The sequence below is a fragment of the Okeania sp. SIO2F5 genome, from assembly GCF_010692685.1.
GTDB lineage: Bacteria > Cyanobacteriota > Cyanobacteriia > Cyanobacteriales > Microcoleaceae > Okeania > Okeania hirsuta.
This window is the reverse complement of the sequence record NZ_JAAHGU010000010.1, coordinates 202,346-218,940: the sequence shown is the minus strand read 5'-3', so window position 1 is coordinate 218,940 and position 16,595 is coordinate 202,346. Positions and strand designations below refer to the sequence as shown.

Here is a 16,595-nt window from a genome sequence, read left to right as displayed (position 1 = left end):
AGTCAGAAGGAGAGAGAATCACAAAGATTTATTAGTTATGACGATTCGATAATTTTTTTATATCCAATCAAACGTATTTGATATCATTGAAAAAGAAATAAAGAAAAAAATACTTTTCACCAATGCTATTATTTTCAGGAGAAGTAATTATTAATTATTAATTGTTGAAGATTCACTTAAACTGGCTACATCTTCTATCAAGTTAGTTATTTTTTTGTCAACTCAATCTAACTAAATATCAATTTTTTTTTATTTAAAGTAGAACGAATTTATTGTATCAATTTTTCTTGATCTTTTTGATTATTCAATATTTGCATTTGCAATTCAGAAAGATCTGTATTTTTTTCCTCAAACTTTTCTTGATGGTTATTGACTATATTTTTATCTTGATACAGATTTTCTTGAGAAATATCAGTAATTTTGCTACCTTGTGTAACAGCAGAGGAATTTACTGCTGCTCGATCCAAGTTTGGTTGTTGAATTAATTTTTCTAACTCATCTAATGTTATCTCAGAACGTTGATTATTTTCTACTAGAGACTGAGCGGTTTGCTTACCAGTTTCAGCTAAATTGTTAAGTTCAGAAATTTTCCTCATTAAGTTATTAGCTACTAAATTCATTTGACGACCTGCTTGTGAAGTTTCATTCACCAATTTTCCAATCTCGTTAGTAATATGACTGAAACCACTAAGTTGAGAATTTGAATGACCAGCAACAATAGCAGCTTGTATTGCCAAATGTTTTGCTTGCTTACTAATTGTTTCAATTTGATGGGATGCAGAGTTAATTAGTTTAAGTTCATTGGTGAACAAGTGACCAATATTGACAATTTCATTCATATTTTTGTTAATTTTTTGTACTCCTTCAAATGTTGCATAAAATGCTTTTTTTCCTTCCTGAGAAATAAAACCAGTAATTTCTTTCAGTCTGCGGTTAAGGTTATGAATTTGTTGTGATTGACTAATTAAGTCATTTTGCTGTATTTCTAATAACTTGTGTCTAGCTAAAATTTCTTGTTTTTGCGTTTGTAATTCTGCCGTATGTTGTTGGAGTTTTTGCTGTTTATGTTTGAGCTGAATCAAATAATTTTTAGCAGAACTTTTCTGGCGAGATAACTCATTATTGACTTCTCTAAGTAGATGAGATTGAGCCAGGATTAAAGTTTGAAAATTAAGTAAAAAATAAATATAACAATTAGGATTTTTTTTGTTTACGAATTGAATTACTAGTGGTTCATATACAGTTTCTTCAGAACGGTTTAGTGCTATTTGTACAGCTAAATTAATTTTTTCTTCAGAAAGTAATACCAAACAGTTATCTAAATATTTAGTTGGAGTAGCTTTTAAAAAATATTGAATAGGACGTTTGATAAATAGTTCTCTTCCATAACGAGAACTCATTTGTTCATGAAAGTAGCGTCGAGAAATCATGCCAAAAAACTTTTCATCGGAAGCAACTATAACTCCAGATAAGTCAGGTTGTTGATTAAACTGATATTCAACTAATTCTAGGGAAGTCATCGGACTTACTTGAAAATCAGTCAGTGGTAATTCTCTGAGGGTAGATTCAGAATTTAGCTTCGGTAGATTAATAATAGATTCTAGAGTGTTTGCCATGCTACAAAATCCACTTAATTTATGAAAGAGCTTCGGAAAAATCTAGGGTAGTTTAATCATCATAATTTTGATTTATTGTATAAGCTGTTAGCTAATAACGTCAATCGTCATTTCTAACTTATTTCAATAGATATTGGTTTTTGTATAAATTATCCTGAGCAGTTTAACTTTGCTTTAACATAGATATGATTGGAAGTATTTCAAAATTTAATCATAAAATCTAGGCAATAGACTTCTCCAAAAATCAAAAATCAAAGCAATTCTTATTTATAAATTGTCAATTATTTATTCCTGTTATCTGTTTCCTCTTTCTTAGTTGATAGAGATTTCTAATATTAATTAATATTGATATTTATACACTCTTGATGTACAGGATTTGTCAAAAACAAAAAATAGAGAATAAAGTCTGAAACTCCTATTACTGTGATCTATTCTTGAATTCCAATAGAGATTTTATATAAAATCAAAATATATAGTAGTTGAAGGAAAGGTTATATGAAAGATAAAAAAGAATGCTACGAATAATTTAGCTAGTTAAAAAACTTTACCCAGAAATATTGATTTGACTAAAAACAGAGTTTGAGTCTAATAAATGATATGTAGGCTATTCCTACTTAGGACTGAGGACTGACTCCTTGAAACAGCCGTGCGTATTTGTAGCAAAAATTTTGGTATTTCATATTAGGACATATCAAAAGCTTAAAACTTAGACAACGCCAGATTTTTTCTTCTTCCTTATTACTTTTTCTTTCTTCCTTCTGCTATAACTGCTATGTACTTTACTTGAAAATGATATAACTATCTACTTATGAACTATCTAGCTCATTTATTTTTAGCGAAAAATACTCCCGAATCACAAATAGGAAATTTATTAGGTGATTTTGTCAAAGGGTATCTAGAACAATATGAAACTATTTATAGCCATGAAATTATTCAAGGAATCAAAACTCATCGTCAAGTTGATTGCTTTACTGATACTCATCCAATATATTTGAGAAGTAAAAATCGTATTAGTAATAGTCATAGACGTTTAGCAGGAATAATTATTGATATTTGTTATGACCATTTTTTAGCCAATCACTGGAACTTATTTGCATATGAAAACTTAGATGTATTTGTGCAAAAAATATATATTATTTTGCAAAAAAATCAGGAAATTTTACCTGATAGATTACAAAAAATATTACCTAAAATTATATCTGAAAATTGGCTTAGTTCCTACAAAAACTTATCAGGGATTAACTTAAGTTTTGTCCGTTTATCTAAACGTTTGAAGAGAGAAAATAATCTTGCTACTGCTGGAAATGAACTGATTAAAAATTATACTGAAATTGAGTCGGATTTTTTGACTTTTTTTCCAGAAGTTATTAATTATGTCAAAAATTTGTCTAATATCAAATCCGGTTGAACAGCTTCACTATCAATTTATAGAATCCATGTTTGTATCTTGACCTTGATTATCATTTTTATTTAGGCATTTTCTCGTCTCCGATCTTAGAGCTTATTTGTAAACTGAGCTGAATTCCATTTCTAGCATGGGTTTTTCAAAAGTTATGCCATTGGGGCTTAGATAGTGTCAAACCCTTACAATGTAAAGTATTTATCCTCTTAATATTTACTTTATAAATCAGCTCTAAGAATGTGAAAAAATTGTTATTCTAGCAAACATCAAATATACTCGAGCCAATTAATCTTTATTGCGAGCAAAATTTGCTGAATCTTCTTCTATATTTATTGAGTTTTTCAAATAATAAACTTGGTGAATTTATATTCATTATTAAATTATAAATCTATGAGTATAAACTGAACTTGTTATCTATATTTTTAACCCTGGGTTTAAGATGCCAATTATTCAATTATCAGTTAATTGTTTGTAACTCCAGTTGATAGGAAAATTTGAACTGGAACTCAACTAATACCCATTGAGATTCTATATTCCCTCAGACAGTTTTCTCATCTCTGGTGTTCCCTTAACCGCCCATTGAGAGATAAAGTTTAAATGCCGAAACACTTATACCAGTTTGATAAATATTTGTTACAAATTAGGTAGACTATTTCTTAGGAGTTATGAGGACTAAGTCAGAATAAATAGCTTCGATATCATTTTTTAGGTCGGAACTTATCTTTTGAGTCAAAGGGACATCTCCTGCACCTATCTTTTAATCACCCAAATTATTCATAATATTATTTTTGGAAAATTGTATTACTGATAATTGATTCAAAAATTCTCCATTAATAGTCGATATTCAAGTTTCACTAACATTATTTGTTACTATCTCTATAGGCTGTATTTCTTTAGATAAAGGTTTAATCTTATCTGGATTAAAATTGAGACTAGAAAACAAAGGTAAAATTTCCTTACTAAAAGCCTCGGCAGCTTTAGAGCGGTAACGATTAGGATTATAAATAACCGATAATATTCTATTGACAACTATCTGCTCTATTTTAGCCGTAGTCAAAACCCCAATTTGTAAGTCTTTCTCAATAGCTGAAACAGAAACAAAAGCTACCCCCAAACCAGATTGAACAGCATTCTTAATTGCCTCAATTGAATTTAATTCCATCTCCACTTTCAGACGGCGAGTATCAATACCACTACGGGATAATACCTGATCAATTACCTTACGAATAGTAGATTGAGAATCTAGAGTAATAAAATTTAAATGATACAAATCATCCTTTTGAATAGTCTCCTTTTCTGCCAAAGAATGAGAAACAGGCAAAATTAAAGCCAACTCATCTTCAGCATAAGGTATAACTTCCAAAGACTCTTGTAACTCTGGAGGAACTTCACCCCCAACAATAGCTAAATCTATTTGTCCATTAGCAACACTCCAAGCAGTACGACGAGTAGAATGAACGTGTAACTGCACAGCTACATCAGGATATTTTTGCCTAAACATCCCAATCATTCGGGGTAGTAAATAAGTACCAGTAGTTTGAGAAGCACCAACAATTAAAGTACCACCCTGAAGGTTTTGTAAATCCTCAATAGCTCGGCAAGTTTCTTGACACAAAGATAATATTTTCTCACCATAAGTAAGTAGCAAATGACCAGCTTCAGTTAATTGTGCCCGGCGGCCACCCCGGTCGAATAAAGGTACATTCAACTGTCGCTCTAAATTTTGTACCTGTAAACTAACCGCTGGTTGAGAAACAAACAAACTATCGGCAGCTCGTTTAAAACTACCTTCAGCAGCGATCGCCTTGAGAATGCGTAATTGGTCTAGGGTGAAAGGAAGCTCAGACATATTGTTAAAGGAAAAAGAAATTGAGGAAGTTAACGCCCAAAGAGTTAGCAAATGGGCAAATTGCTTAATGGTATTTGATTTGACTCGGTAGGTCTTTCCAGAGCAAGTAGAGAGTGGAAAAGTGTTAACAAGTTTGAATTTACAGTGTTTTTCTGTCTTAAATTGGTTTGCATTTAAGTTACTTATTTTATTAAATCAGGAAGAAATTAAAATTATCAAAATAATTGGGTCGCGTAAACCCGCCTTTTAAGGCGAAATATTTTTGGAGCGAAGCTCAAATCTCCGTTACAAAAATATACTTCTGACTTCTGACTTCGTTAACTCCATGCTCCATATCTTCAATCTTGTTAGTTAATCAAGCTCTGATTGTCCTGTTTAGATTAAACTGAATCAGGGACAAAAGTCCTTAAGACAGAGGTTAAGAGTTGAAGACCTTTGATTTCCAAATTCCTGAGCTAGGGAATCAATAATTTATTGGGAAAATCAAACTCTACACTCACCGCATTTCCTTCCCCACTCAAGGGGTTGGCATTACGTCCCTTCAGCATACTGCTGGAGGATTCCTCCAAAAGTTAACTTTTATTATCAATGTCCCATAATACCCATGTCTAATGATTGGTTAACCCCTAGCCATTTAATTATGTTGGGGTTACTGCTAAGTTTTGCCACCGCTCATAGTGGTTTGGCAGCCCTCCGACCGTGGGCCGAAACCAAAATTGGTCCTAGACCCTATCGCATCTTATTTGCTCTGGTCAGTCTACCACTAGCAGTAATTCTGATTATTTACTTTTTCAACCACCGTTACGATGGGTTGCAGTTATGGCAACTGCAAGGTGTCCCAATAGTTAAGCCTATAGTCTGGATACTATCAGCAATTTCATTTATCTTTCTCTATCCCTCTACATTCAATCTTTTAGAAATTGCTGCAATTCAAAAACCCCAAGTCCATCTCTATGAAACAGGTATTATTCGGATTACCCGCCATCCTCAAATGGTCGGCCAAGTAATTTGGTGTATTGCCCATACTCTTTGGTTAGGGACAAGTTTTACCTTAGTAACATCTTTTGGCCTCATACTCCATCATTTGTTTGGTGTATGGCATGGGGATCGACGACTTCAACAGCGTTTTGGTGAATCTTTTGAAAAGTTAAAGTTTCGCACATCGGTTATACCTTTTGTCGCTATTATCCAAGGACGTCAAACTCTACAGTTACAGGAGTTTTTCCGATGGGCCTATGTCGGAATAGCTGTTTTTATCTTATTACTTTGGCAAGCTCATCCACTACTAATCCGTGCAACTGGGAGCGTAGACTGGTAGCATGATCCCAGGATATAAAAAATTTAATTAACTCAGATCGAGAAGCCATGCTTTTGTCAATTAACGAAAAAACTTTTAAAAAAGAGGTGTTAGATGCCTCTAACCCGGTTTTAGTAAATTTTTGGGCACCGTGGTGTGGCCTATGTAAAATGATTGTCCCCCAATTAATTCAATTTCAGTCTGAATGGAATGGCCACTTAAAGCTGGTGGGGGTGAATGCTGACGAAAGTTTAAAGCTTGCTAGTAAATATCAACTCAGAACTTTGCCTACCCTGATTTTATTTGAAAATGGCCAAGTAGTGAATCGAGTGGATCATTTCCAGGTACGGGAAGATTTTTTACGGACATTAGATACTTTTATGACCAGTTACCAAAAAACTTGTCTAACTCGACTTTTGGAACCTCAGTTAATGGGATGAAGAAGGTGTTAGGTAATTAATAATTAATAATTAATAATTAATAATTAATAATTGCTTGCACCAGTTTCTTATACCTAGCATTTTTGGAGTTTAGGGAATATCAAACGCTAATTGTACTATTGCTGAGTCTTAAATAAAGAGGTTAAAACTAGAATTGAAGGGAATAATAATAATAATTTCCTTTGGAGCTAGTTTTAGCCTCTTTCAGTTTTTACAACCAGTTGCAGCTAGATGGCGAGCTGGAGTTTTCGGAGAGAAGAATACACTGATGAGATGTTATGAAAATAGTTTAGCTTTAGCAGAAAAATATGCTATAAAAACAATTGCTTTTCCTGCTATTGCTACTGGTGGTTTATTTTTTCCGGTGGAAGTAGCAGCAAGAATAGCTATAACTGAAGTTATGCAATTTTTATTGGAAAGTAAATCTATTGAAAAGGTTGTTCTTGTTTGTTTTAAGACTAAAGTATATGAAAAATACTTAGAAGTTTTTCGTGAAATACTAGAGTAAAAAATAATTTCATTTATTTCTATAAAGTAATGGATATTTTATCAGAGAAATATGAGTAGAATACTAGCATTTATCTATGGTGTAGTTTGTTATTTAATCTCAATGATAACTATTCTGTACAGCATTGGTTTTGTCGGCAACTTAATAGTACCAAAAACACTAGATTCCGATTTTGATGGTTCTCTGATTAACGGGATATTAATTGATATTTTATTACTCGGTTTGTTTGCTATTCAACATAGTCTTATGGCACGTCAAAGTTTCAAGAAATGGTGGACGAAAATTATTCCACATCCGATTGAACGTAGCACTTATGTTTTAATGGCAAGTCTGGCATTATTACTGTTATTTTGGCAATGGCATTCTCTTGGTGGAATTATTTGGAATATACAAAGTCCGATTGCTTCTAATATTATTTATGGCATTTTTGCTTTGGGGTGGTTAATTGTTTTCCTCAGCACTTTTATGATTAACCATTTTGATTTATTTGGGTTGCGACAAGTCTATTTATATTTGCGCAGTCAGGAATATGAATATTTAGGATTTAGAACTCCAGGGTTTTACAAATATATTCGCCACCCGATTATTTTGGGTTTTGTTATTGCTTTTTGGGCAGCTCCAACTATGACATTTTCTCATTTGATTTTTGCCCTGGGTACAACTATTTATATGTTAGTAGGTATTAAATTAGAAGAGATGGATATGATTTCTATTTATGGAAATTTATATCAGGAATATCGGCAGCAAGTTTCCATGTTAATTCCTGTACCAAGAATAAAATAGAATTCTGAATTTAGAATTCTGAATTTAGAATTGGTAAATTTACCTTTAATTATCAATTCTACATTTTTTTATTCTAAATTAAATGCAATATATTGATATTTACTATGAACAAAAAGAAGAATCAACCTTGGGATGAAAACTGGGAAATTATTAAACGAATTGGTAGTGGTGGGCAGGGTCAAACTTTTTCAGTAAAACGTAGAAAAGATGTGTTTCCATCCAATCAATATGTTCTGAAAAAACTTAATAATCAAAAAGACAATGAAAGACGTGGAAGGATGTACAGAGAAGTTGCTGCTTTAAAGACACTAAATCATTCAGGGATACCAAAAATATTTGATTCAAATTAGCATCTTTTTGATTCAGATACTCCTCTTTATATGGTAACTGAATTTGTGCCTGGTACAACTTTGTTTGAAGCCATAAAAGAGAAAACAATGAGCATACAAGACAATATTATGGTTAAAAATAATGATATAAACAATCCAGTGTTAATAGATTTTGGGATTTCATTCAATAAAGTTGATGATTATGACACTAGCTTAACACTCACAGGGCAACAACTAGGAAATAGATTTATCTCACTTCCAGAACTTTTAGAAAAAAGTAGTTGGCAACGAGACTTTAGGTCAGATATAACGCAAATTTGTGGAATTTTGTTTTTTATTATTACGGGAAAAAACCCTACTACCTTTTTAGACTCTGACGGAAAAAAACCACATCAAAGAGAAGAAATTAAACAGATTTTATCGGTTTTATCTGAATCTATACTAACCAAGAAAAATAGAATTTTTGATATAGCTTTTGATGTAATAATTGACTATCACTGGCAGTCTATTCCTGCACTTAAAGAAGCTTTGATAGATATTCTAGAATCAGAAAATCAGAAAGATAATAAAATTGAAACTATTTTAGAGAGCATCAGAAAAAAGCAATTAGCTGTGAACTCTCATTCTGAACAGAGAGAGTTATTTCACACATTAATAAAACAAACTGTAGAACAAATTTCTTATGTAGTGCAAGATGTAGTTAAAGAACTAGGTTCTGACTTTAAAATAAGATCGGGAGGAGGAGTAGGACCTTATGGTGACAATTATTATGAGCTAATAAATTGGGAAAATTTCAAATTCTCTGCACCACTTCTTATAAGTGTAGAATATAATAAGCTTGTAACGAAATGTTTTATGCCTAACTTTGAAGCTTATATAACAGGAAACGAGTTTATATTTGTGTCAAAATTCAAAGAAAAAGAAATTGAGTTACTAAGAACTTCTTTCAGTGATGAACCAGATTTTACTGGTTTTACCGCTGAACGCCTCAAAGAGTTTTATTATGAAGGTATAGAGAGTATAATTCCTTATTATGAATCAACCACAATTAACTATCAACAACAGTAACGAAAATTTGTGCAAAATTATCCATCAAAGCATTTATGAATCTCCAAAAAAACAGATTACTTTTGCTGAATATATGGATTTAGTTTTGTACCATCCCCAATATGGTTATTATGCAAGTCATCCTGTGAATATTGGCAAACAAGGAGACTTTTTAACATCTTCTCATTGGAGTGCAGATTTTGGAGAATTATTGGCAGAACAATTTGTGCAAATGTGGAATATTTTCCAAAGACCTAATAATTTGACTCTAGTAGAAATGGGTGCTGGTCAGGGAATTTTAGCAGAGCAAATTTTAGGATATTTAAAACAAAAATATTTAGATTTTTTCCAAACAATAGAATATCTGATTATCGAAAAGTCAGAAGTTTTAAAAGAAGAACAAAAACAAAGGTTACACTCGTATCAAGTGAGGTGGTGTGATTGGGATGAAATTTCTCAGAGTTCAATTATGGGGTGTTTATTTTCTAATGAATTAGTGGATGCTTTTCCAGTACATAAAATTATTATAGAAAATCGGGAAATTCGAGAAGTTTATGTAAGCTCTGACTCTGATGGAAAGTTTATAGAAATAAGTGGTGAAACTTCTACTCCTAGAATTGCTGAATATTTTAATTTAGTGGGTATAGATTTACTATCATTTCCAGATGTAGAAGGTTATCAAACTGAGGTGAATTTACAAGCTTTGGATTGGATAAATACTGTTGCCTCTAAACTACAAAAGGGATATTTGTTAACTATTGATTATGGTTATCAAGCACCACGTTATTATAACCCGACTCGCAGACAAGGAACTCTACAATGTTATTATCAACATCATCGAAATAATGACTTATATTGGAATATTGGGCAACAAGATATTACGGCTCATGTGGATTTTACTGCATTGGAAAAACAGGGAATTTTGTCAGGATTGGAAAATATTGGTTTTACTCAACAGGCTTTATTTTTAATGGCGTTAGGTTTAGGAGATAGATTAAATGAATTATCAAATAATCAAGGGTTTTCTATTCAGGAAGTTTTGCGACGTAGGGAAGTATTACATTCATTAATAGACCCAATGGGGTTGGGAAATTTTGGAGTTTTAGTGCAGGGTAAAGGTTTGAGTGAGGAAGAAAAAAAACAGACTTTGAAGGGTTTAAGTATGCCAGTGATAAAATAAGTTTAGGCCTAAAATGAATTGGGTTTTATTATTAGTGTGTCAAATAAATATTAAACCGTAGGGTGCAAATTTGTTACATAAGGCAGTATCCCATAACAGGTGGTGCGTGAGAGTAAAACCGACCATTATTCCAGAAGTGGTATAGCGCTGTGCGCAGGCAACAGCTCATCTGGCAACAGGCAACAGGGGGAATAAAAAACCTATAATATAAGACTTTTAGCTATTGGGCAGTTCTTGTAATTTGTAAATATGCCAGCGCACATTGCTATAATACCAATTACTATGCATTAATGCTTAATTTAGGTAGCACTTCAATTATTAAGTAATTAACACAAGTCCAATTACCTTTTTGATAATTAGCACCCTAGTTAGGATTAATTATTATTATACTTACTTCTCTCTATCGGACGTTGTATACTCCCCTGCTCCCCTGCTCTATAAAATATTATTTAAAACTCTAAGTAGTAATCATAATTAGATAATTTATCATTTTCTTTGTGGGTTTAATACCCCACCGTCAACTGGAGTGTTCAAAATTACTTGGGGGAGCGAATCCCCATGTAATTTTCCTCCTGTCTCCTGTCTCCTGTCTCCTGTCTCCTTCTTCAAACATCCGAATGTAGTTTTTTCCATACTCTTCTAATGTCTGACTTGTGACTGGTTCAAATAGCTCTAAAACTCCTTTTTGTTGTAGTTTACCTTTTATCCAATGACCTAAAACTTTTAAGTCATCTCTTGACCTCAGATTTTTATGATAATCACCTTGGGTACGACAAGGAAATACTAAACCATCATCAGTGTAAGCAATAAAATCACCTTTGGGATAAATAGGATTTTTAGTTGTAGCTATATCGACAATAATTTCTACTTCAAACCAGTCTCTAGGAATCACAATACCTGTTTTTCTATTCCATCTTCCTTTGCCAAAAAAAGCATTTAAGTTTGACCGTTGTTGCCGATCGACTCTAGCCAAAGATATATCCAAATAAGGAACTTTAGAATTAATAATTGGTTTAGTTTCTACTTTCTGAAAGTTAATCTTTTTTCGGTTAGCTTTGACAGACTCAACAATCGGAAATGATTCACACTTGTCAAAATTTACCGATATATTATCAGTAAGTAGCCAATTAATATAGGCTTCTGTTTGATTGATAGTAGGGAGGTCTGTAATTTTACAAGTAAATTCTAAATTCTCAAATAATCCTCTTTTAGAAAAATTTGAAGACCCTGCAAAGTAAAGCAATTCATTTTGATATTTTATTCTATAAATCTTGCCGTGAAATGGTGGTGGATTCCAGACAAATCTAACACCTCCACATTCAGGATTTGCAGATAATATAAAACTATTTAATTCACCTAATTTATTATAGGTATGCCGACTTAATCCTTCAAAAATTCCCATGCCAACTAACAATGTAAAATTACCACCATCGTTAACAATTTTAGCGATATATTCTTGATATTGCTGTAAGATAACTGCTGAGGTATAGCCAGATGCAATAGTAACAGAATTAGCTTCTTTTAAAAGAGTACTAAGTCTATCGCCAAAAGCACCTCCAAATTCTGAATTATTAGTATAAATAGCCATAAAATTAATCTCAAAAATTAGAGTAAACTTAACTGTATTGGTTGTTCATCTGATTCTAATTCTGCGAATTTTAATCTATCTTTGATTGACATACCTTGTAAATGTTTACTGAAACTATATAAATCGATTTTCTGATAATCATCTTTAAATAATGGAATCAAAGATTCAACAATAGAAACAATTCCATCTGGAGGTACAGCATTACCAATTTGTCGCCTAATTTCAGTAAAAGAACCTGCAAAAATAAAATCATCAGGAAATGTTTGCAACCTTGCTCTTTCTCTATTTGTTAAAGACCTTGGTTCGGGATAATGATAACCCCATGTTCCACCACCCCCACCCGCAATAATTGTGGCAGAAGGTTTATCTGGATGAATTCGTCGATAAACATGACTAATCATCCCTTTTACATAATAGGGACTATCTTTAGGAATATCTCTAAAATTACCTCCTGCTTTTATCCTTTTCAATATTTCAATTGTTCGAGGTTGAATTTTTTGATGTTCATTATTATGGGGAATGTTTTCTACATTTTTAAGTGCTTCACCAGCAGTTTTATAAGGATATTTACGACCAAGACCATATTCTGGTTGAGGATGAATAAAATTAAAACCTGTATCCATTCTAATCCCTACTAAAATTACTCTTTCCCGAAACTGAGGTACTCCGTAATCAGCAAATTTGTATAGTTTAGGCTTTACTAAATAACCTGGAGATATACTTTCAAAATCTGATATTATCCGTTGAATTGCTTGATATTTATTCGCACTTAATAAACCTTTGACATTTTCTGCTATAAATGCCTTTGGTTGTTTCTGTTTAACAAATTCTAAGAAGTAGGTATATAAATTGCCTCTTGTACCCTTTAAACCAGGACGTTTCCAAATCATTGAAAAATCTTGACAAGGAAACCCTCCCGTAATTAAATCTGCCTCTGGAACTGCATTAATATCTATATTTTCAATTTGATTATGCTCAACAACATCAGCAATATTTCTTTTAAAAGTTTGACAAGCATAAAAATTAGAATCAATTGCCCAAACAACCTCAAATCCTGCGTAATGAAATGGTAAATCCATTCCTCCACAACCTGAAAATAAAGAAATAAGTTTTGGTGGTGTTTTCCAATTTGTTTTATTGAGGCGTTCAATCAACATTTTATCAAACAAAATGAGCGGTATTTTTTACATATAAAATGTAGCATAATTTGACGATAAATTAAATATTTTGATGAAAAAAAACATAAAAAAAACAAGTAGTTTTCCTAATTATAAACACTTCTAGACAAAATTACGAATTTAAGATATATTAATAAAGTTAAGACATAAAACAATAAAATACTAAAATTATAACGAGACTCACCAAAGTAAACTTTGGCAAGGAGATTAATTAATGAAAACCACTCAAGAACCACGCCAAAAACAAAGTCGCTATAGAGGACTCACACAGGCTGAAGTAGAGACAAATAGGCAAAAATACGGGTCGAACTTATTAACGCCACCCAAGCGATCGCCTTGGTGGAAATTATGGTTAGAAAAGTTCGACGACCCAGTAATTAGGATTCTAATAATCGCTGCCGTTATTGCCATTACTGTTGGAATTTTTGAAGGTAATTATGTAGAAGGTTTAGGCATTATTGCTGCCATAATTCTGGCTACCTCTGTGGCTTTTTTAAATGAGTATAAAGCAAGTAAAGAATTCGATATTCTCAATCAAGTAAATGATGAAATTCCTATTGCAGTAATTAGAGATAATAAAGTTACAACCGTTCCAAAAAAAGACTTAGTAGTAGGCGATATTGTACTGATAGAAACAGGAGATGAAATAGCAGCAGATGGTCAAGTATTAGAAGCAGTTTCTCTACAAGTTAATGAAGCTAGTTTGACGGGAGAAGCGATACCTGTTGCCAAAGTAGCAGATGTAAACTTATCTTCTAACGGTAATAGTGGTTGCGCTTATCCGCCAAACAAAGTATTGCGAGATACTGTAGTCAATGATGGACATGGAGTAATCGAAATCATAGCGGTTGGCGATGAGACAGAAATTGGTAAAACTGCTAGATGCGTTCTAGATATTACGGATGTAGAAACGCCTCTAAATCTACAACTCGAACGTCTTAGTAATCTCATTGGGATTCTCGGTTTAGTCATAGCAGTGTTAATTGATATCGCCTTAGTAGCACGGGGTATCTTTACAGGAGAACTCAATCTCACCTCCGGACAATGGTACATTATCAGTATCCTGACCGTTAGCTTAACTGTTGCCCTGACTAGAGTCTGGTTGCCAATAATCGTAGATGGATTGGAATCAATAGGCAAAGAAATTGAACTACCAGAGTGGCTGGAAAATGATAGCGGGATAGCATGGGTAAAAAATATTTTGCTTGCCCTAGCAATATCTGGCATCGGTATCGGGGTCGGTTACTATTTAGAATGGGTTCCCACTTCTCCCACTGACTGGATATCTGCAGATGTCGCTGTTAAATTTCTCACCTACTTTATGATTGCAGTTGCAGTTATAGTTGTGGCAGTACCGGAAGGACTAGCACTAAGCGTTACTCTCAGTCTAGCTTACAGTATGCAGAAAATGACTCAACAAAATAATCTGGTCCGCAGGATGCACGCTTGTGAAACCATTGGCGCTACAACGGTCATTTGTTCTGATAAAACAGGTACTTTGACCGAAAACAAAATGCAGGTCAGTGATGTGAATTTTCCTAGCTTCGACGACAAGACTCTCAATGCTGACAACATTATAGTAGAAGCAATTTGTAGCAATAGTACGGCCAACTTAGAATACAAAAAAGGTGAAGAATCTATTCCTCTGGGAGACCATACAGAAGGTGCTTTGCTATTGTGGTTGGAGGAAAATAATATTGACTACATTGATAAACGAGATGATTTTGATATTGTTAGTCAGTTAACTTTTTCAGCAGACAGAAAGTACATGGCAACTATGGGAAATTCCTCCATAACAGGGGACAAAATACTCCATATTAAAGGTGCGCCAGAATTGCTGCTAGCGAGTTGTCATCAAATTATGACTGCGGAGGGAGTCAAACCTTTTGCAGATTCTACAAGAGTATCCATTGCAGCAGAATTAAATCAGTATGAAACTATTGGTAGACGTACTTTGGGATTTGCCTATATTCGAGACCCTCAAGACTATCAACAAGGAAAAGAACTCGAACAATATCACGATTTGATTTGGTTGGGTTTTGTGGCGATCGCCGATCCAGTGCGGGAAGAGGTGCCAAATGCAGTAAAAATCTGTCAAAAAGCTGGGGTAAAAGTCAAGATGATTACTGGGGATAGTCGTCTGACTGCTGTTGAAATAGCTCGCGAAATCGGCATTATAAGTCAGGACGATCCTAATGATTATTGTATTACTGGTGGTAAACTACGTTCTCTGGATGATGAAGCAGTTTTGGAAGTGCTGAAAAAAGTTAAAGTGATTGCTAGAGCGCGTCCCCAGGATAAGCAACGTATTGTCCAGTTATTACAAACTAGCGGGGAAGTTGTGGCAGTTACGGGTGATGGTACTAATGATGCACCTGCTTTGAATCAAGCGCAGGTAGGTTTGTCCATGGGTAGCGGTACTTCTGTTGCAAAAGAAGCAAGCGATATCATTATTTTGAACGACTCTTTTGCCAGTATCGAAAATGCCGTGATGTGGGGGCGGTCGCTTTACCAAAATATTCAAAAGTTTATCCTCTTCCAGTTAACAATAAATGTTGCTGCTTGTGGGATAGCTTTGTTGGGTCCGTTTATTGGGATTAATTTACCGTTTACGGTAATTCAACTATTGTGGGTGAATTTAATTATGGATACTTTTGCTGCTTTAGCTTTAGCAACGGAACCCCCCAATCCAAAAGTGATGGAAAATACACCTAGAAATTCCCAAGATTTTATTATTTCCAAACCAATGATGGTGAGTATTTTTTCGGTAGCTGCAGTATTCCTAGTATTTTTCGTCGCATTCTTACTTTATATCCAGAAAGATAGAGTAGTAACTCCTTATGAATTATCTCTATTTTTCACCACATTTGTGATGTTGCAGTTTTGGAATATGTTTAATGCCAAATGTTTTGGTTTAAAAGAATCTGCATTTTCTAATATTAGTAAAAATGGCAGTTTTATCGCGATCGCAGCATTTATTTTTTTGGGACAAATTTTGATGGTTCAATTTGGTGGAGCTGTATTTAGAACAGTTCCTTTATCTTTAAGAGATTGGTTGGTAATTATTGGAGGTACTTCTATTGTATTGTGGATTGGAGAAATTTGGAGGATGATTCAGATGCGGTTTAAGGTTTCTTAAAAAGTTGTAGGGTGGGTAAATATTTGCTCGCCCTAGAGACTTAGGTGGTAGGTTTCAACAATTAATAATTAATAATTAATAATTAATAATTACCTCTCCTTGAAAAGAAGAGGATTGACTAATTATGAAAATTTTTTCTTCTCTTGGTCGATTGGAGGCCAGCGAGGAGACCCGAAGAGTGACAGAGCCGCTCCGAAGTACGCCATCCCACCCTACGGGAAGCTGCGAAGAGAGAACTC

At 33.6% G+C, this 16,595-nt stretch carries 13 protein-coding genes; 9 read left to right on the top strand and 4 right to left on the bottom strand.

Translation table 11 applies throughout. The annotated features are described in order from the left end of the window. Window positions 1–269 precede the first annotated feature (269 nt). Window positions 270–1,616, bottom strand: a complete 1,347-nt coding sequence (locus F6K27_RS07325) for a hypothetical protein (protein ID WP_287273021.1) — start codon at window positions 1,614–1,616, stop codon at window positions 270–272. A gap of 808 nt (window positions 1,617–2,424) precedes the next feature. Between F6K27_RS07325 and F6K27_RS07320 the strand changes: the two genes are divergently transcribed. Beyond that, window positions 2,425–3,024, top strand: a complete 600-nt coding sequence (locus tag F6K27_RS07320) for an ACP phosphodiesterase (protein WP_124146991.1) — start codon at window positions 2,425–2,427, stop codon at window positions 3,022–3,024. 838 nt (window positions 3,025–3,862) lie between these two features. Here F6K27_RS07320 and F6K27_RS07315 read toward each other — a convergent pair. Then, window positions 3,863–4,867 carry a LysR family transcriptional regulator gene (locus F6K27_RS07315; RefSeq protein ID WP_124146990.1) on the bottom strand — a complete coding sequence of 335 codons (1,005 nt, stop codon included), beginning with the start codon at window positions 4,865–4,867 and terminating at the stop codon, window positions 3,863–3,865. 604 nt (window positions 4,868–5,471) lie between these two features. Between F6K27_RS07315 and F6K27_RS07310 the strand changes: the two genes are divergently transcribed. The 7 genes from F6K27_RS07310 to F6K27_RS07280 all read left to right on the top strand — a co-directional run bounded on the left by F6K27_RS07310 (window position 5,472) and on the right by F6K27_RS07280 (window position 10,451). Then, the gene (locus F6K27_RS07310) at window positions 5,472–6,185 is read left to right on the top strand and encodes an NnrU family protein (protein WP_287273019.1); all 714 of its coding nucleotides are present in this window, start codon (window positions 5,472–5,474) and stop codon (window positions 6,183–6,185) included. 47 nt (window positions 6,186–6,232) lie between these two features. Beyond that, window positions 6,233–6,604 (top strand): co-chaperone YbbN, encoded by a 372-nt coding sequence (locus tag F6K27_RS07305; protein ID WP_124146988.1) that lies wholly within the window; start codon window positions 6,233–6,235, stop codon window positions 6,602–6,604. 154 nt (window positions 6,605–6,758) lie between these two features. After that, the gene (locus F6K27_RS07300; protein WP_161564682.1) at window positions 6,759–7,112 is read left to right on the top strand and encodes a macro domain-containing protein; all 354 of its coding nucleotides are present in this window, start codon (window positions 6,759–6,761) and stop codon (window positions 7,110–7,112) included. A gap of 51 nt (window positions 7,113–7,163) precedes the next feature. Further along, on the top strand, window positions 7,164–7,895 hold the full coding sequence (gene mddA, locus F6K27_RS07295) for a methanethiol S-methyltransferase (RefSeq protein ID WP_287273016.1): 732 nt from the start codon (window positions 7,164–7,166) through the stop codon (window positions 7,893–7,895). Between the two features lie 104 nt (window positions 7,896–7,999). Further along, entirely contained in the window at window positions 8,000–8,245 is a 246-nt protein-coding gene (locus F6K27_RS07290; protein ID WP_287273014.1) for a hypothetical protein, read from the top strand. 30 nt (window positions 8,246–8,275) lie between these two features. Further along, entirely contained in the window at window positions 8,276–9,292 is a 1,017-nt protein-coding gene (locus F6K27_RS07285) for a hypothetical protein (protein ID WP_287273012.1), read from the top strand. Next, entirely contained in the window at window positions 9,258–10,451 is a 1,194-nt protein-coding gene (locus F6K27_RS07280) for a class I SAM-dependent methyltransferase (protein ID WP_287273011.1), read from the top strand. The genes F6K27_RS07285 and F6K27_RS07280 overlap by 35 nt, the downstream gene beginning before the upstream one ends. Before the next feature lie 517 nt (window positions 10,452–10,968). On the opposite strand, the gene F6K27_RS07275 is transcribed toward F6K27_RS07280, so the two are convergent. Both F6K27_RS07275 and F6K27_RS07270 read right to left on the bottom strand, forming a co-directional pair. Further along, window positions 10,969–12,039 carry a restriction endonuclease PLD domain-containing protein gene (locus F6K27_RS07275; RefSeq protein ID WP_287273009.1) on the bottom strand — a complete coding sequence of 357 codons (1,071 nt, stop codon included), beginning with the start codon at window positions 12,037–12,039 and terminating at the stop codon, window positions 10,969–10,971. Between the two features lie 17 nt (window positions 12,040–12,056). Then, entirely contained in the window at window positions 12,057–13,196 is a 1,140-nt protein-coding gene (locus F6K27_RS07270; RefSeq protein WP_287273006.1) for a DNA cytosine methyltransferase, read from the bottom strand. Window positions 13,197–13,431: 235 nt separating this feature from the next. Between F6K27_RS07270 and F6K27_RS07265 the strand changes: the two genes are divergently transcribed. After that, a complete protein-coding gene (locus tag F6K27_RS07265) occupies window positions 13,432–16,356 on the top strand; it encodes a calcium-translocating P-type ATPase, PMCA-type (RefSeq protein ID WP_287273004.1) in 2,925 nt (974 codons plus the stop codon). The last annotated feature ends 239 nt before the right edge of the window (window positions 16,357–16,595 follow it).

What these genes read in the sequence shown, in the direction of transcription:
- F6K27_RS07305 (WP_124146988.1), top strand. Translation starts at nt 6,233, where the DNA reads ATGCTTTTGTCAATTAACGAAAAAACTTTTAAAAAAGAGGTGTTAGAT.
- F6K27_RS07285 (WP_287273012.1), top strand. Translation starts at nt 8,276, where the DNA reads ATGGTAACTGAATTTGTGCCTGGTACAACTTTGTTTGAAGCCATAAAA.
- F6K27_RS07320 (WP_124146991.1), top strand. Translation starts at nt 2,425, where the DNA reads ATGAACTATCTAGCTCATTTATTTTTAGCGAAAAATACTCCCGAATCA.
- F6K27_RS07280 (WP_287273011.1), top strand. Translation starts at nt 9,258, where the DNA reads ATGAATCAACCACAATTAACTATCAACAACAGTAACGAAAATTTGTGC.
- F6K27_RS07270 (WP_287273006.1), bottom strand. Translation starts at nt 13,196, where the DNA reads ATGTTGATTGAACGCCTCAATAAAACAAATTGGAAAACACCACCAAAA.
- F6K27_RS07310 (WP_287273019.1), top strand. Translation starts at nt 5,472, where the DNA reads ATGTCTAATGATTGGTTAACCCCTAGCCATTTAATTATGTTGGGGTTA.
- F6K27_RS07265 (WP_287273004.1), top strand. Translation starts at nt 13,432, where the DNA reads ATGAAAACCACTCAAGAACCACGCCAAAAACAAAGTCGCTATAGAGGA.
- F6K27_RS07315 (WP_124146990.1), bottom strand. Translation starts at nt 4,867, where the DNA reads ATGTCTGAGCTTCCTTTCACCCTAGACCAATTACGCATTCTCAAGGCG.
- F6K27_RS07325 (WP_287273021.1), bottom strand. Translation starts at nt 1,616, where the DNA reads ATGGCAAACACTCTAGAATCTATTATTAATCTACCGAAGCTAAATTCT.
- mddA (WP_287273016.1), top strand. Translation starts at nt 7,164, where the DNA reads ATGAGTAGAATACTAGCATTTATCTATGGTGTAGTTTGTTATTTAATC.
- F6K27_RS07290 (WP_287273014.1), top strand. Translation starts at nt 8,000, where the DNA reads ATGAACAAAAAGAAGAATCAACCTTGGGATGAAAACTGGGAAATTATT.
- F6K27_RS07275 (WP_287273009.1), bottom strand. Translation starts at nt 12,039, where the DNA reads ATGGCTATTTATACTAATAATTCAGAATTTGGAGGTGCTTTTGGCGAT.